We start from the raw sequence: 21511 nt of genomic DNA, 5'->3' as shown, positions 1-21511 counted from the left end.
AGAGGTACGTGCATGCGCACTCTCGTTCTGAATGCTGGATATGAACCGCTGGCGGTTATCACCTTCCGCCGGGCGCTGGTGCTTGTGCTCACAGGCAAGGCGAGCGTGGTGGCCGAGGGGGATGATCCCGTGGTGGGCCCCACTGACGTCCTGGGCCGCCCGTCCGTGATCCTCCTCAACCGCTACATCCGCCCGCGGTACAACCACTCAACGGCCGTCAGCCGCCGTGGTGTGCTTCGACGTGACGGGCACAAGTGTGCATATTGCGGAAAGGCAGCGCACACAATCGACCATGTCCACCCAAAATCGCGGGGCGGAGCCGATTCCTGGGAGAATCTCGTGGCTGCCTGCCTGCGGTGCAACAACGTCAAGGGTGACCATACCCCCGGCGAGATGGGATGGACCCTGCGCTTCGTGCCGGAGCCGCCGCACGGAACCATCTGGCAGATCAAGGAACTGGAGAAGCCAACCCCCGCCTGGGATCCATTCCTGCTTCCCGAGCGCGCCGCCTGACAAGCGGCTTCCAGGCCGGTTGCTGTTCGCTAGGCTGGGTGGGTGCAAACGGACCCGTTGATCTTTGACGCCCTGATCCTGGCGGGCGGCCGGTCATCACGGCTGGGTGGAGTACCCAAGCAATCGTTGGTCCTCCGGGGAAGAACCCTCCTGGCATGGACCCTTGACGCCGCTGCCGGTGCCCGCCGTACGGTTGTTGTGGGCGACGTTTCCGCCGGCGGCCCTCCGTCCCGCGGGGCTGCCGATGAGGCCGGGCCCGCCCAGGCCCTGCCGCCAGGCGTCCTGTCCTGCCGGGAGGAGCCGAGGTTTGCCGGTCCTGCCGCCGGGATCTCAGCCGGCCTAGATGCCCTTGCCACCTTTGGGGGAGGGGCGCCCTTCACTCTGGTTCTCGCCTGCGACATGCCGCTGGCAGCCCGGGCGGTGGCGATGCTCCGGGACGCGGTGGCAGCTGCGGGCGATGGCCGGGGCGCCGTGGCCCGCTCGGCCGACGGCAGGGAACAGCCGCTGGCAGCCATATATAACACTGATGAGTTAAAAAGATCGTGCGGTGAGTTGTCCCGCCGGGACGCCCTGGTCAACGGCTCCGTGAGGTCCCTCCTTGCTAATCTGGACGTGCAGCTTGTCACAGTCCCAGCCGGGTCCACTGCCGACGTGGATACGTGGGGTGATGCTGCCACGCTGGGGATCGCCGCCGGGAGCCAGCGTGAAGACTTTGACCAAAACGTGCGGAGCCAACGTGGGAGGCAAGTCGTGAAAAGCCAGGACGAGACGCTGGAGGAATGGTGCAGGGCCCTGCTCCAGGCATACAAGCTGGAGGACGTCCAGGTGGACGTGAACGCAGTGCTGTCCCTTGCCGGCGTCGCAGCCCACGCCGTGGTCCGGCCGGCTGCTCCACTCACCACGTTCATCGCAGGATTCGCCGCGGGGCTGGCTGCCGCACCGGGCAGGGAAATGGACACGGTGTCCATGGAAGCGGCGATGGCCGTGGCACGGTCCCTGGCTGCCGACTACGAGAATGAAGCTGCCGCCGGGACCCCCGGCGAATGACGGCAGAACCCCGCGACTGGCCGGAGGTCCCACCTGCCGACGAGCCCGAAGCACCACAGGGGACCGCCGGGCACGAAACACCTGGACCGGAAACCACGGAACCGGAGGCTGAAACCAGCGGGCACCACCTGGCGCACACCTGGGAAGAAGCCCGGCAGGCTGCGTTCGATGCGGCCACCCCGATCCCGGGAGGGCCCGTGCCGCTGCGCATGGCCCTCGGCCGCAGGCTCGACCAGGACATCCTGGCACTCCAGGACATGCCGCACTATGCGTCCTCAGCCATGGACGGCTGGGCGGTCAACGGCAGCGGCCCCTGGATTCCGGTGGACCCCGGGAACCGCCTTGCCCCGCACCAAGCAAGCATCATCGTTACGGGAGGCCTGATCCCGGCCGGAGGCAAAGCGGTCCTGAGGACCGAGAATGCGGTCCTGGCCACGGACGACGAGGGACTCCCGCTGCTGATGGCCGGAGGAAAGGCGCGCCCGGGGGAACCTCGCGCCGGTGAGCACATCAGGAAAGCGGGCGAAGAGGCCCTGGAAGGGGACGTCCTGGTCAAAGCCGGCGTGGACCTCAACCCCGCACACCTGGCACTGGCCGCACTGGCCGGACACGATGAACTCCAGGTTCAGGGAAAGCCCGTGGTGCGCCTCGTCCTGACAGGCTCCGAGGTGGTGGACTCAGGAACCCCCGATCCGGGCAAGGTGCGGGATACCTTTGGGCCCCAGCTGCAGGACGTCGTGGCGATGCTGGGTGGCATACCGGGCGGCCAGCAGCGAATCGGCGACTCCTACGAGGAATGGCTTGCGGCGCTCGAGGACGTTGTGCCGGAGGTGCCGGACGCGCCGGACCTGCCGGCCGACGTCGTCATTACCACCGGAGGAACCGGGCGCTCCGGGACCGACCACTTCCGCCGGGCCGTGGCTGAACTTGGCGGCCGGCTGGTCATCGACGGCGTGGCCATGCGTCCGGGGCACCCCGCCGTCCTTGCCGAACTTCCGGACGGCCGCTTTGTCCTGGGCCTCCCGGGCAACCCGCTCGCGGCCATGATGGCATTGTCCACTGTGGGCGCACCACTCCTCGCAGCGCTGGGCCACGCCGCCATGCCCGCCGTCCAGGAGGTGCCGTGCGGCACCATGATCGAACCGGACCCGGGGCGCACCCGGCTGATGCCGTTCCGGCTGCTGTACGGCATGGCGTCGCCGGCCCAGCACACAGGACCGGGAATGATGCGGGGACTGGCTGCCGCCGACGGCGTCCTGGTGGTACCGCCGCACGGCGTGCAACTGGGGGAGCCGGTGCCGGCCTTCGCACTGCCCTGGGGGCCGCCCCTCCCGCCGCCCGCGGACGCGGCGGCCAAGCCCAAGCCCCGAACCGCCGGACGGACCGGGCAGCCCAAGGGCAAGCCCGCACCCAGCGGCCCCGTCGACTGGAGCGCGCTGCTGGACTGAGCCGGGCGCCGAAAGTGCCATGATGGAGTCATGACGAGGCAGGCTGGAACATGGGACGCGTAACCCAGCGCCGAAAGGTGCACAAATTCGTACTGGATGGATCGCCGGGCGCCCTGGAGTACCCGGTCCGCCACCGCGAAGACGTCCTCGCGGTGGAGGAGCCGCTGGAAATCCGGCTCGGCAGGCTTTCCTACTCGGTGACCATGCGGACTCCCGGGGACGACTTTGACCTCGTGGCCGGATTCCTGGTGTCCGAGGGCGTCATCTGGGCTCCGGAGCAACTGGTATCGCTGCGATTCTGTGCCGGCGAGGACGAGGACGGCGTCCAGACGTTCAACGTGGTGGAGGCCCAGCTGCGGCCCGACGTCGAGGTTCCGGATACCGGGCGTAAGGTCTACACCTCAAGCTCCTGCGGCATCTGCGGAACCGACTCCATCGATGCGGTCCAAAAGTCCTCGCACTTCAGCCCGCAGTCGGATCCGCTGAGAGTCGATGCGGAGGTCCTGGCGTCGCTGCCCGGGCTGCTGCGGAAATCCCAGCGCCTCTTTGACGATACCGGCGGAGTGCATGCCGCGGGCCTCTTCAGGATTGGGGACGACGGCGAGCCGCGCCTCCTGTGCCTGCGCGAGGACGTGGGGCGGCACAACGCCGTGGACAAGGTGGTGGGGTGGGCGTTGCGCGAAGGCCTCCTGCCGCTGACCGGCACAATCCTGCAGGTGTCCGGACGGGCGTCCTTCGAACTGGTGCAGAAGGCATCCCTCGCCGGGATACCCGTCCTGGCCGCCGTCAGCGCACCGTCGAGCCTTGCCGTGGAGCTGGCCGAGGCCAACGGGCTGACCGTGGCGGGCTTCAGCCGGGGCTCGAGCTTCAACGTCTACTCCGGTGAAACCCGGATCCTGCGACCGGAAGCCGCCGTCCCGCAGGCTCAGGGGTGAACGTCCGGCTCGAGGGGTTGGATGCCGCGAAGCCAACGGGTAGATTTGTCCATCGAATGGACACAATGATCCAGTTCCAAGCTTAAAGAGGACCAATATTGCATGACGACCGCAGGATCACGGAAGTCCGCCTGGCAAGGTTTGTGCGCGAGCGCATCACCCCGGCCGTCTACAGCAGGACGGTTCCGCTTGCCCTGAGCAGCTGGGAAGTTCCCGGCGAGCCGGTCCCCGCGCTGGAAGCGATGCGGCAGCAGTTCCAGCCGCAGGAACACGGTGCGCCCTGGGGCAAGCCGTGGGGGACCACCTGGCTGCGGCTTCAGGGCGAGGTGCCGGAATCGTGGGGCGGCGGCCCGGACACCACCGTGGAGGTGGTGGTTGACCTCGGGTTCACCACGGAGGCGCCCGGATTCCAGTGCGAGGGAATCGCCTGGCGTTCAGACGGGTCCATCATCAAGGCAATCTCACCCCGCAACCAGCACATCCCGCTGAAGCTCCTGGGCAGCGGCATGGCCGTGGACTTCTACGTGGAGGCCGCTGCGAACCCCGACATGGCGCAGGGCTGGACCTTCGCGGCCACTCCGCTCGGCGACAAGGCAACAGCCGGCGGAGCGCCGCAGTACCGGCTCGGGACCATCGCCATCGCCGAACTGAACCAGTGCGTGTGGGAACTCCAGCAGGACATCTGGACCCTGTCGGGCCTGATGGAACAGCTGCCCTTGGAACTGCCGCGCCGCCACGAGATCCTCAGGGCGCTGGAACGCATGATGGACGTCATGGACCCGGACAACGTCGCCGGGACTGCGGCGGCAGGGCGTGAGGCCCTCGCCGAGGTCATGCGCCGGCCAGCGTACGCCTCCGCCCACCAGCTGGTGGCCACCGGGCACGCGCACATTGACTCGGCGTGGCTCTGGCCCGTCCGCGAAACCATCCGCAAGTGCGCCAGGACGTTCTCCAACGTCGTGGCCCTGATGGACGAGAACCCGGACTTTGTCTTCTCCTGTTCCTCCGCGCAGCAACTGGCCTGGATCAAGGAGTACTACCCGGAATTGTTCGGGCGGATCCGCGAGAAGGTGCGCGCCGGCCAGTTCGTTCCGGTCGGCGGCATGTGGGTGGAATCGGATACCAATATGCCCGGCGGCGAAGCGATGGCCCGGCAGTTCGTGGAGGGCAAGGGCTTCCTCCTTTCCGAGTTCGGCATCGAGTGCAGGGAAGCCTGGCTGCCGGACTCGTTCGGGTACAGCGCGGCGCTTCCCCAGATCGTCAAAGCGGCAGGCAGCCGCTGGTTCCTCACGCAGAAGATCTCCTGGAACCAGACCAACAGGATGCCCCACCACACCTTCAACTGGGAGGGGATCGACGGCACCCGGCTGTTCACCCACTTCCCGCCGGTGGACACCTATAACTCGGACCTCAGCGGCCGCGACCTGGCCCACGCAGAACGCAACTACCGGGACCACGGACGCGGCACCGTGTCCCTGGTGCCGTTTGGCTACGGCGACGGCGGCGGCGGTCCCACGCGGGAAATGCTGGCTGCCGCGGCCCGCACCCGGGACCTTGAAGGTTCGCCCAAGGTGCGGATCGGGTCGGCGGAGAGCTTCTTCCGGCAGGCCGAGGACGACTACCAGGGGCTGCCCGTCTGGGTGGGCGAGATGTACCTGGAACTGCACCGCGGCACCTACACCAGCCAGGCGCGCACCAAGAAAGGCAACCGGCGCAGTGAGCACCTGCTGCGCGAGGCGGAGCTGTGGTGCGCCACGGCTTCGGTCCGTACCGGCGGCGACTACGACTACCCCGCCGCTGAACTCCGGCGCCTCTGGCACTTGGTGCTCCTGCAGCAGTTCCACGACATCCTGCCGGGCAGCTCCATTGCCTGGGTGCACCAGGATGCCGAGCGGAACTACCGGGCCATCGACACCGCCCTCGAAGCAATCATTGGCCAGGCGGGATCAGCCATGCTGGGTGCGGGCGAACAGGAGTTCCTGCTCAACGCGGCTCCGCACGCGCGGCAGGGTGTTCCGGCGTTCGCCGCGGCCACGCCCGTGGCCGCGACGGACGCCGTACAGGCCACCCGGGACGGCGACTGCTGCATCCTGGACAACGGCATCATCCGCGCAGTGGTGGACGCCGACGGGCTGCTGGTCTCCCTCCGCGACCATGCCACCGGCCGGGAGGCCATCGCCCCCGGCCAGCGCGGCAACCTGCTGGAGCTGCACCGGGACACGCCCAACGAATGGGATGCCTGGGACATCGACGAGTTCTACCGCCGGAACGTCACACCGTTGCGGCACGCGGAATCGGTCCGGCTGTCCACCGACGGGGCGGCCGCCGTCGTCGTCGTGGACCGGCTGGCAGGCACCTCGCCGCTCACGCAGCGCATCACCCTGGCGCCCGGCAGCCCCTCACTGGAAATCACCACCACCGTCGACTGGCAGGAGCGGGAGAAGCTGCTCAAGCTGGGCTTCGCCTTGGATGTGAGGGCCGATCGGTCCGCAGCGGAAACCCAGTTCGGCCATGTCTTCCGGCCCACCCACACCAACACTTCCTGGGAGGCCGCCAAGTTCGAAATCTGCGCCCACCGGTGGATCCACGTGGGCGAGCCCGGCTATGGGGTGGCAGTTTCGAACTCTTCCACGTACGGCCATGATGTGGGCAGGAGCGTCAGGGACACCGACGGGGGAACCACCACGACGGTGCGTTTGTCCCTGTTGCGGGCACCCAAGTTCCCCGACCCCGACGCCGACCGCGGCCGCCACGAATTGACCGTGTCCATCCGCCCGGGCGCCGGCATTGCGGACGCCATCGAGGAGGGGTACCGGACCAACCTGGCGCCCCGGCTGGTTCGCGGTGCGGCGCCGGTGGAGCCTTTGTTCACGGTCAGCAATCCTGCGTTGGTGGTCGAAGCGGTCAAGTGTGCGCAGGACGGTTCGGGCGATGTGGTGGTGCGGCTCTATGAGTCCCTGGGCCAGCGCTCAGCCGGGCGTATCACCGCCAATTTCCCGGTTAGTGGAGTGGTGGCCACCGACCTGCTGGAGCGGGCAGGTGACGCGCCGGGAGTTGATCCGGACGGAAGCGGGGCCGTACTCAGCCTGCGGCCGTTCCAGCTGGTCACCCTGCGCTTCACCCGGCAATAGCACCTGCACGGCCCGGTACAGAGCCCTTAAACAGGCTGAGTGGGGGCGGTCCCCAACGATCCGCCACCACTCATCCCCCCAATGTGTGCGAAGGCATCTTGGACGTCCCGGCGATTCAGAATTTATCCCCGTTCAAAAGCGCCTGGTCCGCCCGCCTTCACACATTCATGATTGTGTCACACGCTAATGATTTTGTGAAAGCGGAAAAGGTCACATTTCGGTAGATGTCTTTCGGGACCCCGAATGCCGGTTGACGATCCGGGCTGTCCAGATCAGGGCCAGGCCGACGACGTAGCAGAGGACTGCCGAGTAATTGATGATGAATTCCGCCGCGCTCATCGACGGCGGGATCAAGGGAAAGAGCAGGGTCAGCGCAACGGCTGCCCCGCCCAGTGCCAGCAATCCGGCGGCAATCCGCACCAGGAGGGGCAGGCGTTCCCGCACTGCGCGCACCATCGGCGGAACCAGGGCGAGTGCAACGAACGCGGGGTACGCCCGGCCGGCGGCGCCGTAATACTCGACGAGGGCGGAGTTGCGTCCGCCCTTGGCGGAAATGGCCATCAAGCCGGCGGAGGAGCCCGACGTGTCCATCAGCAGGAACAGGGCAACCATTACGGCGGAGATGGTGAGCAGGACCATGAGCCCGGTCTTTCCCGTGATCAGCCGGTAGGCGCCGTCCGCCCCGAAGCCCCTGGAGACGCGGATGCCCAGGAAGAAGATGGCGCCGAAGACGACGAAGCGCAGCAGCAGGTTGGCCAGGTTGATTCCGCCCATCGCCTGGTCGATGACGAGGTAAGGGCCTTGGATGCTCAAGAGGATGGCAAGCGTCATCAGAGCGAAGATGCCGAACAGGGAACGGTTTTCGCCGCGGAGGGCACTGGGAATGCGTGCTGCGGCGACGAGGCCGCAAATGGCCAGCGTGCTCCACTGGAGAGTCTCGATCATCCCAGGTTCTCCCATATTTTTTCCGTTTGCGCCTGGTCATGTTCATGCCGGCGCAGCACTTTGCCCAGGGCCTGCAGCCGGTCTCCCGCGAGCACGGTGAGTTCACCGTCGGAGAGGCTGTCCAGTGCGGCCTGCCGGGCCCCCGCGGGCCAGCCGGCTTCCTCCTCGGTGACAAGTCCCGTCGCCACCAGGCCGCCCACGGGGCCCACCCCCGCCGCCACGGCGGTGGCCATGGCGAGTTCGGGGGAGAGCCGGTTGGCCGTCAGCTGGGCTGAATAGTTTTGCGGAGCCACCCCGGTGCTGGCCGACACTCGCTGCCGGACCTCGCCGTCGTCGATCGCATCAACCCAGTTCTTCACCGAAGTGGCGTGCGGGGCCGGGCCCAGGGCGGGTGCGGCAGCTCCCGGGGCAGGGTCCATGGCGGACCGGGACAGGAGGGCCCGCAGGAGATCGGGCGTGGAAATCTGGCTTACCAGCTCACACTTCGTCGGCGGGTGGGGTGGGCCGGCCAGGACGCGGTAATCGTCGAAGACGGCCAGCGAAGCGACCGGATTCGCGTGATAGGCGCGGCTGATGCTGACCACGGTGTGGACGGCCACCTTTCCCCGGACCAGCTGCTGGGCGAGGGTGGTGCGCTTGATCCCGGAAACCCGGCAGACGTCCGCAGTGCTGGCATCGGGTGCGATGCTTTGCAGCCAGCGTTGAAACGCCTTGGCGGGAATGGTCATGGAAAGCCCTCTGCAGAACGTTGGTGGTGTGGATAACTTTACCGTGCCGGCCGGCCCGGACCCGTGCCGCGGATTTTGCCCGCGCCCCACATTCGTCTATAGTTGATGGTCGAGCCCGTTGGTCCGTACACCCCCCAAGTCCGGACCAGCGGGTTCTTCTATGTCCTGCAGCCCCAGCGGCACCGCGGCCCCGTAACCGCTGCTGCGCCGGCCGCATATTGGCTGCCCGGGCAGTGGCGAAAGGACGAATCAATGACTGCAACCCTCGTTGCCAAGGATGTTTCCGGCGGCCACGGCCACCGTGTGCTCTTCTCCGGGCTTTCGCTGACGGTCGCCCCGGGCGACGTCGTCGGGGTGGTGGGAGCAAACGGCGCCGGGAAGTCCACCCTGTTGCGCCTCCTCGCCGGCGTGGACCAGCCGCAGGACGGTTCGATCAGCCTGGCCCCGGCCGACGCCTTCGTTGGCTGGCTGCCGCAGGAGCACGAACGCCTCTCCGGGGAGACCGTGGCCGGCTACATTGCCCGCCGGACCGGCTGCGCGGAAGCGACTCGGCAGATGGAAACCACCGCGGAGGGCCTGGGTTCCGGCGAACCCGGGGCCGACGATGCCTACTCACGGGCGTTCGACCGCTGGATGGCCTCCGGCGCTGCGGACCTCGATGACCGCATTCCGGCTGCGCTCGCCGACCTCGGACTGGACGCCGGCCCGGATGCGCTGATGACCGGACTGTCCGGCGGCCAGGCCGCCCGGGTCGCCCTTGCCGCGCTGCTGCTGAGCCGGTTCGACGTGGTGCTGCTCGATGAGCCCACGAACGATCTGGACCTCGCCGGTTTGGCCACCCTGGAAAACTTCGTCCAGGGGCTTCGCGGCGGCGTGGTGCTGGTCAGCCACGACCGTGAGTTCCTGGCCCGCTGTGTGACGCGCGTGGTCGAGCTGGACCTTGCCCAGAACAGCGTGGCCGTTTATGACGGCGGCTACGACGCCTTCCTCGAGGAACGCGCGGTGGCCCGCCGGCACGCCCGCGAGAAGTACGAGGACTTTGCCGCCACCAAGGCAGACCTGGTGTCCCGTGCACGGACCCAGCGCGAGTGGAGCTCCCAAGGCGTCCGGAACGCCATGAAGAAGAGCCCGGACAACGACAAGATCCGCCGCGCCGCCAGCACGGAGTCCTCGGAGAAGCAGGCCCAAAAGGTCCGGCAAATGGAGTCCCGCATCGCCCGGCTGGACGTGGTGGAGGAGCCCCGCAAGGAGTGGCAGCTCCAGTTCAGCATCGGCCAGGCACCCCGCTCCAGCGCCGTCGTCGCCACGTTGCGCGGGGTGGTGGCCCGCCAGGGGGACTTCACGCTGGGCCCGGTGAACCTCCAGCTCAACGGCGGGGAACGCATCGGGATTACCGGGCCCAACGGCGCCGGGAAGTCGACCCTGTTGCGGCTGCTGCTGGGCACCCAGGAACCGGACGACGGCGAAGCCTCCATGGGTGCCTCCGTCGCCGTCGGCGAAATCGACCAGGCCCGCGGGCTGCTTGACGGTGCCCGGCCCCTGGGCGACGCCGTGGAGGCCGTCCTGGCCGATTGGAACAGCGCCGACGTCCGCACCCTCCTGGCCAAGTTCGGCCTCAAGGCGGACCACACGTCCCGGAGCGTGGATTCCCTGTCGCCCGGAGAACGGACCCGGGCAGCTTTGGCGCTGCTCCAGGCCCGCGGGGTGAACCTGCTGGTCCTGGACGAACCCACCAACCACCTGGACCTGCCCGCCATTGAGCAACTGGAAGAGGCCCTGGAAAGCTACGACGGCGCCCTGTTGCTGGTCACCCACGACCGCAGGCTGCTCGAAAATGTTCGGCTCGACTCACGGTGGCACCTGGAAGACGGCAAGGTCCAGGAGCTCCACCACACTGCAAGCCAGGAGAAATAACCATGAGCATGGACCGCGTGGCCTGGAGCTCGCTCTATAACATCAGCACCGCCAAGAGCGGCTCGAAGCCGTTCTCCAAGGAAACCCTGAAACGGGTGCTGGCCTTCGCCGCCCCGCACAAGGGCAAGCTCATCGCCTTTGTGCTGTCCTCCATCGTCGCGGCGATCCTTGCCGTCGCAACCCCGGTACTCGCCGGCCAGGTGGTTGACGCCATCATCGCCAAGGCCGCCGCCGGCACGGTGATCTGGCTGGCGGTCCTGATCGCCATCGTCGCCGTCGCGGAGGCCGGGGTGGGCCTGTTGACCCGCTGGCTGTCCTCGACCATCGGCGAAGGCGTCATCGTTGACCTGCGCACCCGGGTCTTCGACCACGTGCAGCGGATGCCCATTGCCTTCTTCACCCGCACCCGGACGGGAGCCCTGGTCAGCCGCCTCAACAATGACGTCATCGGGGCACAGTCCGCTTTCGCCGGAACCCTCTCCGGCGTCGTGAGCAACTCGGTGGCGCTGATCCTGACGCTGGCCGTAATGCTCAACCGGTCCTGGCTGGTGACCGTCCTCGCCATGGTGCTGCTGCCGATCTTCCTGATCCCGGCCCGGCGCATGGGCTCCAAACTGGCAGACCTGCGCCGCGAAGCCGCAGCTCACAACGCCGCCATGGGCACCCAGATGACGGAGCGGTTCTCCGCACCGGGTGCCACCTTGGTCAAGCTGTTCGGCCGCCCGGACGAAGAGTCCCGGGAGTTTGCCGCCCGGGCCGGCCGCGTACGCGACATCGGCGTCCGGATGGCCATGCTGCAGTTCACGTTCGTCACGGCCCTGACCCTGGTGTCCGCACTGGCGCTGGCCCTGGTGTACGGCCTGGGCGGCTGGCTTGCCCTTGGCGGACAACTGGCGCCCGGTGACGTGGTGGTCCTGGCGCTGCTCCTGACCAGGCTCTACGCCCCGCTTACGGCGCTGTCCAACGCCCGGGTGGAGGTCATGAGTGCGCTGGTGAGCTTTGAACGCGTGTTTGAAATCCTTGACCTGATGCCGCTCATCCAGCAGAAACCGGACGCCGTGCCCGTGCCTGCCGGTCCTGTGTCGGTCGAATTCGACAACGTCCGCTTCGCATACCCGTCGGCGGACAAGGTCTCCCTTGCATCGCTCGAAGAAGTCTCAACGCTGGACACCCGCGGCGGCGAGGAAGTGCTGCACGGCATCAGTTTCCGGGTGGAGCCTGGCCAGACGGTGGCACTGGTGGGCTCCTCCGGGGCGGGCAAGTCCACGATCGCCCAGCTGCTGTCACGGCTGTACGACGTCGATTCGGGCGCGGTGCGGCTGGGCGGTACCAGGCCGGGGTCTGGCCTGGACGTGCGGGACACCACCTTCGATTCCCTGCGCGACACCTTGGGCATGGTGACCCAGGACGGGCACCTGTTCCACGAGTCCATCGCCTCCAACCTGCGCCTGGCCCGGCCGGACGCCACCGAGAAGGACATGTGGGACGTGCTCCGGCAGGCGCGGCTTGAAGGCATGATCCGGTCCCTGCCGGACGGACTGGACACCGTGGTGGGGGAGCGGGGCTACCGGCTCTCAGGTGGTGAACGCCAGCGGTTGACCATCGCGCGCCTGCTGATCGCCCAGCCGCGGGTGGTCATCCTGGACGAGGCCACCGCAGCACTGGACTCGACGAATGAAGCCGCCGTCCAGGCGGCCCTGGGCGCCGCGCTCGAGGGCCGGACCGCCGTCGTGATTGCCCACCGGCTCTCCACCGTGCGTGCCGCCGACGCCATCCTGGTGGTGGAAGACGGCCGGATTGTCGAACGCGGAACCCATACCGAGCTCCTGGCCGCGGGCGGCCGCTACTCGGAGCTCTACCGGACCCAGTTCGCCGAAGCCACCGCCGTCGCGGAGGAAGCCGTCCCTGAGTTCTAGCGGCGGAGCGGCCGCGCGGCCAGCACGGGGAGGATGTGGTCCGTGAGCAGCGGTGCGAGGTCCGCCGGGAGGGATGCGCCGTCCCTCCCGGCGTAGTCCAGCCAACGGATCTCGGCGATCTCGGCGGCCGGGTTGGCCTGCCAGGTACCCGGGGCGAGGAAAACGGTTGCCTCGATGTCGGTGGCGGCCTCGTTGGCGGCATCGGCCACCCAGACCCCCATTAGTTCCAGCTCCTGCGGCGGGACCACGATCCCCACCTCCTCGGCCAGCTCGCGGGCTGCGGCTTGAACGGCGGTTTCACCCGGCTCCGGTTTGCCGCCGGGGTGCATGAACATGGCCGTGCCGCGTTTCCGGACGGTCGGGAGCCGCCCGGCGTCATCGAACACACAGACGGCGGAGACCACAATGCGATCCTTCACGGCTCCTCCCGGACCAGGCGTGAGACCAGCAGCAGGTCCTTGCGGGGGCCCGTCACGTCCCAGCTGTAGGTGAAGGAACCAGGGCCAAGGCAGGTGTAGGTCACGCGGTAGGTATCGGGGTCGCACCAGTGCGCGTCCTGGCTGGCGTCAGGGGTAAAGCTCATCCGGTGGAACGGGCGGCCATCCGGAAAGAACACGTCCAGGGCGTCCGGCCGCGGGGACGCCTTCAGCACGTACTCCCGCGAGGCGGGACCGGTGAAAGCAGGCCAGCGCATGGTGCCTTCCTCTCGAAGGGCCAGGCCGTCGTCGTCCGTTGGGGTGTAGAGCACGACGCCGGTAAAGGTTCCGCGGGTGCCGTCCGACCTGTCCAGCAGGTCACGCTCCACCCGCCAGCGGCCCGGCCGCTCCGGGGCGGCGGGATTGTCCGCCGGGGCGCCCAGGAGGTAGGCGCGAAGGCGGGACTGCCGGGAACTGAGGTTCAAGTGCCCTCGATTGGAATCGAACCAACGACACCGGCTTTAGGAGAGCCGTGCTCTATCCACTGAGCTACGAGGGCGGGCATTCGGCAACCGGCGGGGCCGGCTGGTCCGAACACGGTTACAAGCATACAAGGTGCCGGGCCGTACTACGCTCAAAGCATGAGTCCAGCCCCGACTGCCGCTCCCGCTGCCGCCTACCTGCCGGACACCGCGTCCACCCGGCACTACATCGGTGCCTGGTCCGTGCTGAGCGTGCTGCAGTACTTCCTCGCCGAGGCGGTGGTGGCCATCGCCTGGGCCGGCCCGCGTCCGTATGACCTCCGGACCGGCTACATCAGCGACCTTGGTGCGCTGCACTGCGGCGTCCATGCCGGGCGGCAGGTGTGCTCGCCGCTGAACTGGCTGATGAACGGCTCGTTCGTCCTCCAGGGCCTTGGACTGCTGCTGGGTGCGGTGCTGCTGAGCTCGGGGTTGCTGTGCGTCGCGGCACGGCATGGTGCCCGGGTTGACCATGCACACCGGAGGCCGCTGCTGGCCGCCGTGTGGGTGCGGGTGCTGACCGGGGCCGCGGGGGCAGGGACCGTGGTGGTGGGCCTGGTCCCGGAAGACGCCGGCTCACCCTTGCATTACGTGGGGGCCATAACCTACTTCCTGGCCGGCGGGTGTGCCCTGCTGGTCCTGGGCATCCTGTGGCGGCGGCAGACCGGCATGGCGTGGTTCCTGATGGTCTGCGGAGGCGTGTCGCTGGCGGCCGTGGCGACCGGCGGCCTGACCCGCATGGACGTGCCCGAGCCCGGCACGCTGGAACGGCTGATGGGCTATCCGGTGACGGTGGGCATGGCCGCCGCCGGGTTGGTCATTGCGCAGCGGGTGCGGCGGCACCGGAAGGAACGGCGGGCGGCGCGCGCCAGGGCAGCAGCTGCCTAACGCTCTTTCCGTTCCCGCCTGTTGAGGAACACGGCCGCGGCCCCGGCCAGGAGGCTCAGCACCAAAAGTACCCAGCCGGCAACGGTGAGGCCGGACGCCAGGCCAACCTGGCCGGCGTCGGGTCCGCTGGAAGCCATCATGGCGTCAATGGCCACGTTGCCGCCCAACCGGACCACCACGAACAGCATGGGCAAAGCCCACAATGCCCAGCGGAGCGCCTTCCGCGCCACGTTGGTGCCGATGAGGAGAAGCCAGGTAAAGCCAAAAATCAGCGGGAAGAGCGTCCCCGCGGTCTTGTGGACGTAGCTCAGCTGGCCCAGGGCGTCGCTGTCCATGACCTCCTGCAGACGGCTGATGTAGCCGGCATCGAAGCCGCCCACCAGAGAATCCGGCATGGCCATCTCCTGGGAGAGCTGCGTCATCTGGGTCAGGGTCAGCAGGTGCAGGTACCAGAACAGGAACAGGCTGGCCACCACGCCGGCAATGACAATGAGGTTGCTGTTGCCTTGCGCCTTCTCCGGCGTGCGCGCGGTGGAGGGGTTGACCACCGGTGGCAGGTGATGCTGCGGCACAACCGCGTTGGCGCCGTGCTTCTTGATCCGCTGGGCAGGGGTTTTGGCCATGGCACCATTATCCCGCCCCATAAACTGAACCCATGACCACTGGCCGACACAGCGCAGCTGTTCTTGACCCCGCATTGGACGACTACGAGCTGGCGGCGGCGCTGGTCCGTGAAGCAGGACAGCTGGCGCTCCTCATGCGCATGGCCGGCCTGGAATCGGAACAGAAGACCTCCGTCTCGGACGTGGTGACTGCGGCCGACCACGCCGCGGAGGCCTACGTGCTGGAGCAATTGCGGCGCTGCCGGCCGGACGACGGCATCCTGGGCGAGGAGGGCGCGTCCGTCCAGGGAACGAGCGGCCGGACCTGGGTGATCGACCCCGTGGACGGCACCTACAACTTCCTGCATGGCTCCACTTACTGGTGTTCAGCCATAGCGCTCAAGGATTCCGCCGACGTGTTGCTCGGCGCCGTCTTCCAGCCGGAGGAGGACAAACTCTGGGTCGGCGGCCGGGACCGGCCTGCCACCCGCAACGGCGAAGCGCTCACCGTCTTCGCCGACGACAGCGGCAAGCGGAACACCACTCCCGTGGCCGAACTCGGCGCCGCCACCTACATCCACCCCACGTGGCTGATGGATCCCCTGTGCGCCATGCCGTGGCACGCCGCGGCAACGTCCGCAGCGTCCCTCCGCATGCTGGGCTCGGGTTCCTGCGACCTTGGCCGGGTGGCGGACGGCCAGTTGGGATGCTGGTTCCAGCACAGCTGCCCGGAGTGGGACTGGTTGCCGGGCAAGGCAATTGTCCGGGCAGCCGGTGGCGCCGTGGACACCGTCCGGGTCAATGGCCTGGAGTGGTTCCTGGCCGGAGGAACGACGGCGGTCCGCGAGCTTCGTGCGGCCCTCGAGTCCGGCTCGGTGGCGTAGCGCCACCGCGGCAACACAGCCCGTAATCCACAGCCTGGAAGGCGGTGTCAGTCCCACCGCCTAGACTTGTAGGCACCATGGATATGTTGTTTGACCCATACTCTGACGGGCCGTTCAAGGCCGCTCCCGCCACCACCGCCCGCACCAAGTCGCCCTCCGAAGGCGCCGTTGCGGTCCCCGGGGGCGGGGGAGGCGTGCGCGCAGGACAGGCACCGGAAGGGCATTCCCGGGGCCACCGCCCGGATGCCGCAGCTTTGCTGGAAGGGTTGAACCCGCAGCAGGAAGAGGCGGTCAAGCACGCAGGCCCGGCGCTGCTGATCGTCGCCGGTGCAGGATCAGGCAAGACCCGCGTGCTCAGTAACCGGATCGCCTACCTGATCGCCACCGGCCGAGCCCACCACGGCGAAATCCTGGCCATTACCTTCACCAACAAAGCGGCCGCCGAAATGCGGGAGCGCATCGAAGCGCTGGTGGGCGGACGCGCCAAGATCATGTGGATCTCCACGTTCCACTCGTCCTGCGTGCGCATCCTGCGGCAGGAGGCGGCCAACGTCGGGCTGAAATCGAACTTCTCCATTTACGACTCCGCCGACTCCCTGCGGCTGGTCACCCAGGTCTCCAAGGCCCTGGATCTTGACCCGAAGAAGTTCGCGCCCAAAGCCATCCAGCACAAGATCTCCGCGCTGAAGAACGAGCTCATCGACGCCGACTCCTTTGCCTCCGAGGCCAACTACAACGATCCGTTCGAGCACGCCGTTGCGGACGTCTACAAGGGTTACACCCAGCGCCTCCGGCAGGCCAACGCGATGGACTTTGATGACCTCATCGCCGAAACCGTCTACATGTTCCGTGCCTTCCCGGCCTTGGCAGAGTCCTACCGCCGCCGGTTCCGCCACGTCCTGGTGGACGAATACCAGGACACCAACCACGCCCAGTACGCGCTGGTACGCGAAATTGTGGGCGAAGGGCCGGGCGCCTCGGAACTGACCGTGGTGGGCGATTCCGACCAGTCCATCTACGCCTTCCGCGGCGCCGACATCCGCAACATCGTGGAATTCGAAAAGGACTACCCGGAAGCCCGGACCATCAAGCTGGAGCAAAACTACCGCTCCACGCAAAACATCCTGAGCGCCGCCAACTCGGTGATCTCGCGCAACCCCAACCGGCCCGAAAAGCGGCTCTGGACGGCCGAGGGCGAAGGCCACAAAATCATCGGATACGTGGGCGAGAACGAGCACGACGAAGCGCAGTTCATCGCCAAGGAAATCGACCGGCTCCAGGACGAAGACAACCTGCGGCCCGGTGATGTTGCCATCTTCTACCGGACCAATGCCCAGTCCCGCTCCATTGAGGATGTGCTGGTGCGCGTGGGCTTGCCCTACAAAGTGGTGGGCGGCACGCGCTTCTACGAACGCAAGGAAATCAAGGACGCCCTGGCGTACCTTCGGGTCCTGGTGAACCCGGACGACGACGTCAATCTCCGCCGGGTGCTGAACGAACCCAAACGCGGCATCGGCGACCGCGCCGAAGGTGCGGTGGCAGCGCTGGCCGAGCGTGAGCGGACCTCCTTCATGGCAGCCGCCCGGCGCGCCGACCAGGCACCCGGGATGGCCACCCGGTCCGTCAATGCCGTCCTGGGCTTCGTGAAGATGCTGGACGACCTCGCCGAAGTGGCGGTGGGGTCCGGCGCCGCCGCCGCACTCGAAGCTGTCCTGGAACAGACCGGATACCTGGCCGCGCTGCGCTCCAGCACCGATCCCCAGGACGAATCCCGGGTGGAAAACCTGGCGGAACTGGTTGCCGTGGTCCGCGAATATGAACAGGAGAACCCGGAAGGCAGCCTGGCCGCGTTCCTGGAGCAAGTCTCGCTGGTGGCCGACGCCGATCAAATCCCGGACGCCCCCGGCGCGGACATCGATGCCGCCGTGGCCGAGGCAAAGCGTCTCGGCGTGGTCACGCTGATGACCCTGCACACCGCCAAGGGCCTGGAATTCCCGGTGGTGTTCCTCACTGGCATGGAACATGGATTGTTCCCGCACCAGCGATCCGCCACCGATCCCAAGGAACTGGCAGAGGAACGCCGGCTTGCCTACGTGGGACTCACCCGTGCCCGCAAGCGGCTGTACGTGACCCGCTCAGAGGTCCGCAGCATGTGGGGCCAGAGCCAGTACAACCCAGCCAGCCAGTTCCTCGAGGAGATTCCCGCAGAGCTCCTTGAGTGGAAACGTGAGGGCACCAGCCGGCAGTCGTGGGCCGGCGGCGGTTCCATCGGGTCCGGCCGTTACAGCGGGTCCTTCTGGGGCGCCGGCACCTCCCGCGGAGCGGCGGCGGATTCTTCCGCCGGGTTCAATGCCGACGTTCCGGCGTTCCTTGCCAAGACCCGGGTGCAACCGCAGAAGGAAATCATTGCCGTCAGCGTGGGGGACAAGGTCAACCACACCAGCTTCGGAAACGGTACGGTGCTGGCGCTCGAAGGGGCGGGGGACAAGACGGTCGCCAAGGTCAAGTTCGACGTCGGCGAGAAGCGCCTGCTGCTGCGCTACGCGCCGTTGACCAAGCTCGACGCCTAGGGGCGGACGAGCGGGCGGACGCCCGGGCTGCCGCCAAGAGCATCCACCGTTGCGGCGTTAACTGCGGGCCGGGCAGGACGCGGCCACCAGGCGGCGGGCCATCTCCACCGCACGCGACCCATACACCGCGCCGTCCAGGACCGCGGCCGTGGCGTAGGCGCCATTGAGGACAATGAGGAGTTCTTCGGCGAGCCGGTCAGGTTCCTCGGCCCCTGCCTCGGCCGCCAGGGTGTGGAACCAGTCGCGGACCTGCTGCTTGTGGGCGACCGCGGCGAGGTGGGCCGGGTGCACGCCGTCGGGGAACTCCGTGTTGGTGTTCAGCATGGGACACCCCCGGTAGCTGCTTCCGGCGCAGTCGGAGGCCAGTATGTCGAACACGGCAATCAGTTTGTCCTGCGGAGATCCTTGCCCGCCGGCGGCCTCACGCATGCGCTCGAACCAGGCGTCTGCCCGGCCCTGGACATAAGCCGTGGCCAAGGCGTCCTTGGTGGGGAACTGGCGGTAGACGGTCGCGTTGCCCACCCCGCACTCCTTGACCACGGTGTCCATGCCCACGGCCCGTATGCCGTGGGCGTAGAACAGCCGCGTGGCCACCCCAAGTACATTGCGCCGGTTTTCCTCAGCCGTCCTGCGCGCCACAATTCTCCTCCAGTGTGCTCCGATACCGACTGACCCAGTTTGACAGACGGAACGATCCGTCACAAACTTGGGAACGATCCGTCACATTGAATGGCGGCCCCGCCATCACCAGGAGAACACCATGAAGACAGCAGTACTTGGAACCGGAATGGTTGGCCGGACCATTGCCGCACGCCTCGCGGAGCTCGGCCATTCCGTCACCATCGGCACCCGCGACCCCGCGGCCGCCATGTCCCGGACCGCAGCTGACGCCATGGGCAACCCGGCCTTTGGGACCTGGGCCGCTGAGAACCCGGCCATCAAGGTGGCACGGTTCTCGGATGCGGCGGAAGGCGCAGGGCTGATCGTCAACGCAACCAACGGCGGTGCATCGCTCGAGGTGCTGGAGCAGGTCGGCCCGGAAAACCTCGACGGCGCGGTGGTCCTGGACATCGCCAACCCGCTCGACTTCAGCAACGGCATGCCTCCCACCCTCTTCGTCAAGGACACCGATTCCCTGGCCGAGCAAATCCAGCGGGCCTTCCCCGCGGCCCGCGTCGTCAAGGCCCTCAACACCATGAACGCGGACTTGATGGCCTATCCCGGACAGCTGTCCGACCCCGGATCAGTCTTCGTCTCCGGCAACGACGCCGAAGCCAAGGCCGTGGTCACCGGACTCCTGAAGGACTTCGGCCACCAGGACGTCATCGACCTCGGCGACATCACCACGGCGCGCGGAACCGAAATGCTGCTGCCCGTCTGGCTCCGCCTGTGGGGCGCACTCGGAACGCCTGCCTTCAACTTCAAGATCGTCCGCTGACAGGACAACCACCATGAAAGCCGTCCACATCACCGCTCCGGGCGCGAGCCTGCAGCTCGCTGAAACCGATCGCCCGGAAGTTCCCCACGGACATGTACTCATCAAGGTCGCAGCCAGCGGCATCTGCCACAGTGATGCCATGCCCGGAGCAGGTATGGCGTCTTCCTACCCGCGCATCCCCGGCCACGAGGTCGCCGGAACCGTCGAGCTGGTGGGCGACGGTGTGACCCGGTGGGCGCCCGGCCAGCGCGTGGGCGTCGGATGGTTCGGCGGGGCGTGCTTCCAGTGCGACCCATGCCGGCGTGGGGATTTCATCTCCTGCGAGGCCGGAAAAATCACCGGGCTGACTGCCGATGGTGGCTATGCGGAGTACGTCCTTGCCCCGGCTGATGCCCTCGCTGCCGTCCCCGACGCACTCACGCTTGCTGAAGCTGCTCCGTTGATGTGCGCAGGCGTCACCACCTTCAATGGATTGCGCCACAGCGGTGCCCGACCGGGAGACCTCGTTGCCGTCCTTGGATTGGGTGGCCTGGGACACCTCGGTGTCCAGTTCGCGGCCAGGATGGGATTCGAAACCGTCGCCATTGCGCGCGGCGCCGAAAAGGAACCCTTTGCCCGTGACCTCGGCGCCCACCACTACGTTGACAGCCTCAGTTCCGACGTCGCCGCGGAACTGAGGGGCCTCGGCGGTGCCGCCGTCGTCCTCGCCACCGTCACCGACGCCCATGCGATGTCTGCCGCCGTTCCGGGGCTCGCGGCCCGTGGCCGGCTCGTGGTCCTTGGCGTCCCGCACGAACCAGTCCCGGTTGACGCCGGCCTCCTCGTGGGCGGCAGCCGCTCGATCGCCGGGCATGCCTCCGGGACGGCGAAAGACTCCGAGGACGCGCTTCGCTTCGCGGCGATGACCGGGGTGCGCCCCATGATCGAAACCTACCCGCTCGTGCAGGCAGCCGAGGGCTTCAACCGGATGATGTCCGGCCGGGCGCGCTTCCGCGTCGTCCTGACCAATGACTAGGCCCCTGGCGCCGGAACCCGAAGCTGCACCGGAAGGACATACGGACTCTCCATGACCAACCAACGCACCCTTGTCATCGTTGCCCACCCCGATTTGGCAGGATCCCGGGTCACCGCCCATCTCGCCGCCTCCATCGGGGACCTTGATGGTGTCACAGTCCGGGACCTGGCGTCCCTCTACCCTGACCGTCGCGTGGACGCCGAGCTGGAACAGCGGTACCTGCGGGAAAACGACACCATCGTGCTGCAGTTTCCCTGGCACTGGTATTCCGTTCCCGGACTGCTGAAGGAATGGATGGACCAGGTGCTCACCCGCGGTTTTGCCTACGGCGCCGGTGGGGACGCGCTGCACGGGAAGCGCCTGCAGCTTGTCACCTCAACCGGGGGACCGGAATCCTCGTACTCCCCAGCAGGCCACAACCGTTTCACCATGGCCGAGCTGCTGCGGCCCCTGGAGGCCACCGCACACCTCTGCGGGCTGGACATGGCCGAGCCCGTGGTCCTGCACGGGGCGCATGGGGCGACGCCGGAACAACTGGCGGCGCATTCCCGGCGATACCGGGACCTGCTCTCCGCGGTGCCTGCAACAGCAGGCAGCTGA

At 67.6% G+C, this 21511-nt stretch carries 19 protein-coding genes and 1 tRNA gene; 13 read left to right on the top strand and 7 right to left on the bottom strand.

The window, feature by feature from the left end:
- The first annotated feature begins 12 nt into the window (after positions 1-12).
- The 5 genes from AC4EEO_RS14965 (at position 13) to AC4EEO_RS14945 (ending at position 7074) form a co-directional block, all read left to right on the top strand.
- Positions 13-513, top strand: coding sequence for an HNH endonuclease (locus AC4EEO_RS14965; RefSeq protein ID WP_018762155.1), 501 nt, complete (start codon positions 13-15; stop codon positions 511-513).
- A gap of 42 nt (positions 514-555) precedes the next feature.
- A complete protein-coding gene (locus AC4EEO_RS14960; protein WP_491339187.1) occupies positions 556-1560 on the top strand; it encodes an NTP transferase domain-containing protein in 1005 nt (334 codons plus the stop codon).
- A complete protein-coding gene (locus AC4EEO_RS14955; protein ID WP_491339186.1) occupies positions 1557-3008 on the top strand; it encodes a molybdopterin molybdotransferase MoeA in 1452 nt (483 codons plus the stop codon). The genes AC4EEO_RS14960 and AC4EEO_RS14955 overlap by 4 nt, the downstream gene beginning before the upstream one ends.
- Before the next feature lie 50 nt (positions 3009-3058).
- A complete protein-coding gene (gene fdhD, locus AC4EEO_RS14950) occupies positions 3059-3943 on the top strand; it encodes a formate dehydrogenase accessory sulfurtransferase FdhD (RefSeq protein WP_285318437.1) in 885 nt (294 codons plus the stop codon).
- A 98-nt stretch (positions 3944-4041) separates the two neighbouring features.
- Positions 4042-7074, top strand: a complete 3033-nt coding sequence (locus AC4EEO_RS14945; protein WP_491339185.1) for an alpha-mannosidase — start codon at positions 4042-4044, stop codon at positions 7072-7074.
- Positions 7075-7284: 210 nt separating this feature from the next.
- Here the strand turns inward: AC4EEO_RS14945 and AC4EEO_RS14940 are convergent, their stop codons facing one another.
- Positions 7285-8019, bottom strand: coding sequence for a hypothetical protein (locus AC4EEO_RS14940; protein WP_018762160.1), 735 nt, complete (start codon positions 8017-8019; stop codon positions 7285-7287).
- Positions 8016-8747, bottom strand: coding sequence for a hypothetical protein (locus tag AC4EEO_RS14935; RefSeq protein ID WP_018762161.1), 732 nt, complete (start codon positions 8745-8747; stop codon positions 8016-8018). The genes AC4EEO_RS14940 and AC4EEO_RS14935 overlap by 4 nt, the downstream gene beginning before the upstream one ends.
- Before the next feature lie 252 nt (positions 8748-8999).
- On the opposite strand from AC4EEO_RS14935, the gene AC4EEO_RS14930 reads away from it, so the two are divergent.
- Both AC4EEO_RS14930 and AC4EEO_RS14925 read left to right on the top strand, forming a co-directional pair.
- Positions 9000-10661: an ABC-F family ATP-binding cassette domain-containing protein gene (locus tag AC4EEO_RS14930; RefSeq protein WP_491339184.1), complete on the top strand. Its 1662-nt coding sequence runs from the start codon at positions 9000-9002 to the stop codon at positions 10659-10661.
- A 2-nt stretch (positions 10662-10663) separates the two neighbouring features.
- Positions 10664-12577, top strand: coding sequence for an ABC transporter ATP-binding protein (locus AC4EEO_RS14925; RefSeq protein ID WP_491329362.1), 1914 nt, complete (start codon positions 10664-10666; stop codon positions 12575-12577).
- Here the strand turns inward: AC4EEO_RS14925 and AC4EEO_RS14920 are convergent.
- From AC4EEO_RS14920 to AC4EEO_RS14910, 3 genes are all read right to left on the bottom strand, one after another.
- Positions 12574-12996: an NUDIX hydrolase gene (locus AC4EEO_RS14920; protein WP_491339183.1), complete on the bottom strand. Its 423-nt coding sequence runs from the start codon at positions 12994-12996 to the stop codon at positions 12574-12576. The genes AC4EEO_RS14925 and AC4EEO_RS14920 overlap by 4 nt on opposite strands.
- Positions 12993-13478, bottom strand: a complete 486-nt coding sequence (locus AC4EEO_RS14915) for a DUF6314 family protein (RefSeq protein WP_491339182.1) — start codon at positions 13476-13478, stop codon at positions 12993-12995. The genes AC4EEO_RS14920 and AC4EEO_RS14915 overlap by 4 nt, the downstream gene beginning before the upstream one ends.
- Position 13479: 1 nt before the next feature.
- Positions 13480-13552, bottom strand: a tRNA-Arg gene (locus AC4EEO_RS14910).
- 82 nt (positions 13553-13634) lie between these two features.
- Here AC4EEO_RS14910 and AC4EEO_RS14905 point away from each other — a divergent pair.
- On the top strand, positions 13635-14402 hold the full coding sequence (locus tag AC4EEO_RS14905; protein ID WP_491339181.1) for a DUF998 domain-containing protein: 768 nt from the start codon (positions 13635-13637) through the stop codon (positions 14400-14402).
- Here the strand turns inward: AC4EEO_RS14905 and AC4EEO_RS14900 are convergent.
- Positions 14399-15025, bottom strand: a complete 627-nt coding sequence (locus AC4EEO_RS14900) for a hypothetical protein (protein ID WP_133832516.1) — start codon at positions 15023-15025, stop codon at positions 14399-14401. The two genes, AC4EEO_RS14905 and AC4EEO_RS14900, sit on opposite strands and share 4 nt — an antisense overlap.
- Positions 15026-15057: 32 nt before the next feature.
- On the opposite strand from AC4EEO_RS14900, the gene AC4EEO_RS14895 reads away from it, so the two are divergent.
- Together AC4EEO_RS14895 and pcrA are read left to right on the top strand one after the other, a co-directional pair.
- Positions 15058-15888 carry an inositol monophosphatase family protein gene (locus tag AC4EEO_RS14895; protein WP_133832515.1) on the top strand — a complete coding sequence of 277 codons (831 nt, stop codon included), beginning with the start codon at positions 15058-15060 and terminating at the stop codon, positions 15886-15888.
- An 83-nt stretch (positions 15889-15971) separates the two neighbouring features.
- On the top strand, positions 15972-18458 hold the full coding sequence (gene pcrA / locus AC4EEO_RS14890; protein ID WP_491340431.1) for a DNA helicase PcrA: 2487 nt from the start codon (positions 15972-15974) through the stop codon (positions 18456-18458).
- Positions 18459-18515: 57 nt separating this feature from the next.
- Here the strand turns inward: pcrA and AC4EEO_RS14885 are convergent, their stop codons facing one another.
- Positions 18516-19097, bottom strand: a complete 582-nt coding sequence (locus tag AC4EEO_RS14885) for a TetR/AcrR family transcriptional regulator (RefSeq protein ID WP_043424075.1) — start codon at positions 19095-19097, stop codon at positions 18516-18518.
- A gap of 121 nt (positions 19098-19218) precedes the next feature.
- On the opposite strand from AC4EEO_RS14885, the gene AC4EEO_RS14880 reads away from it, so the two are divergent.
- From AC4EEO_RS14880 to AC4EEO_RS14870, 3 genes are read left to right on the top strand one after another with little or no spacing between them, the layout of a single operon-like run.
- The gene (locus tag AC4EEO_RS14880) at positions 19219-19896 is read left to right on the top strand and encodes an NADPH-dependent F420 reductase (RefSeq protein ID WP_491339180.1); all 678 of its coding nucleotides are present in this window, start codon (positions 19219-19221) and stop codon (positions 19894-19896) included.
- A 13-nt stretch (positions 19897-19909) separates the two neighbouring features.
- Entirely contained in the window at positions 19910-20911 is a 1002-nt protein-coding gene (locus tag AC4EEO_RS14875) for an alcohol dehydrogenase catalytic domain-containing protein (protein WP_133832513.1), read from the top strand.
- A gap of 51 nt (positions 20912-20962) precedes the next feature.
- Entirely contained in the window at positions 20963-21511 is a 549-nt protein-coding gene (locus AC4EEO_RS14870; protein WP_018762173.1) for an NAD(P)H-dependent oxidoreductase, read from the top strand.

The organism is Pseudarthrobacter sp. MOO13, assembly GCF_058267655.1.
Note: the sequence above shows the minus strand (reverse complement) of the source record. Positions and strands in the feature narration are given on the sequence as shown.

What these genes read in the sequence shown, in the direction of transcription:
- AC4EEO_RS14965 (WP_018762155.1), top strand. Translation starts at nt 13, where the DNA reads ATGCGCACTCTCGTTCTGAATGCTGGATATGAACCGCTGGCGGTTATC.
- AC4EEO_RS14955 (WP_491339186.1), top strand. Translation starts at nt 1,557, where the DNA reads ATGACGGCAGAACCCCGCGACTGGCCGGAGGTCCCACCTGCCGACGAG.
- fdhD (WP_285318437.1), top strand. Translation starts at nt 3,059, where the DNA reads ATGGGACGCGTAACCCAGCGCCGAAAGGTGCACAAATTCGTACTGGAT.
- AC4EEO_RS14940 (WP_018762160.1), bottom strand. Translation starts at nt 8,019, where the DNA reads ATGATCGAGACTCTCCAGTGGAGCACGCTGGCCATTTGCGGCCTCGTC.
- AC4EEO_RS14935 (WP_018762161.1), bottom strand. Translation starts at nt 8,747, where the DNA reads ATGACCATTCCCGCCAAGGCGTTTCAACGCTGGCTGCAAAGCATCGCA.
- AC4EEO_RS14930 (WP_491339184.1), top strand. Translation starts at nt 9,000, where the DNA reads ATGACTGCAACCCTCGTTGCCAAGGATGTTTCCGGCGGCCACGGCCAC.
- AC4EEO_RS14925 (WP_491329362.1), top strand. Translation starts at nt 10,664, where the DNA reads ATGAGCATGGACCGCGTGGCCTGGAGCTCGCTCTATAACATCAGCACC.
- AC4EEO_RS14905 (WP_491339181.1), top strand. Translation starts at nt 13,635, where the DNA reads ATGAGTCCAGCCCCGACTGCCGCTCCCGCTGCCGCCTACCTGCCGGAC.
- AC4EEO_RS14900 (WP_133832516.1), bottom strand. Translation starts at nt 15,025, where the DNA reads ATGGCCAAAACCCCTGCCCAGCGGATCAAGAAGCACGGCGCCAACGCG.
- AC4EEO_RS14895 (WP_133832515.1), top strand. Translation starts at nt 15,058, where the DNA reads ATGACCACTGGCCGACACAGCGCAGCTGTTCTTGACCCCGCATTGGAC.
- pcrA (WP_491340431.1), top strand. Translation starts at nt 15,972, where the DNA reads ATGTTGTTTGACCCATACTCTGACGGGCCGTTCAAGGCCGCTCCCGCC.
- AC4EEO_RS14880 (WP_491339180.1), top strand. Translation starts at nt 19,219, where the DNA reads ATGAAGACAGCAGTACTTGGAACCGGAATGGTTGGCCGGACCATTGCC.
- AC4EEO_RS14875 (WP_133832513.1), top strand. Translation starts at nt 19,910, where the DNA reads ATGAAAGCCGTCCACATCACCGCTCCGGGCGCGAGCCTGCAGCTCGCT.
- AC4EEO_RS14870 (WP_018762173.1), top strand. Translation starts at nt 20,963, where the DNA reads ATGACCAACCAACGCACCCTTGTCATCGTTGCCCACCCCGATTTGGCA.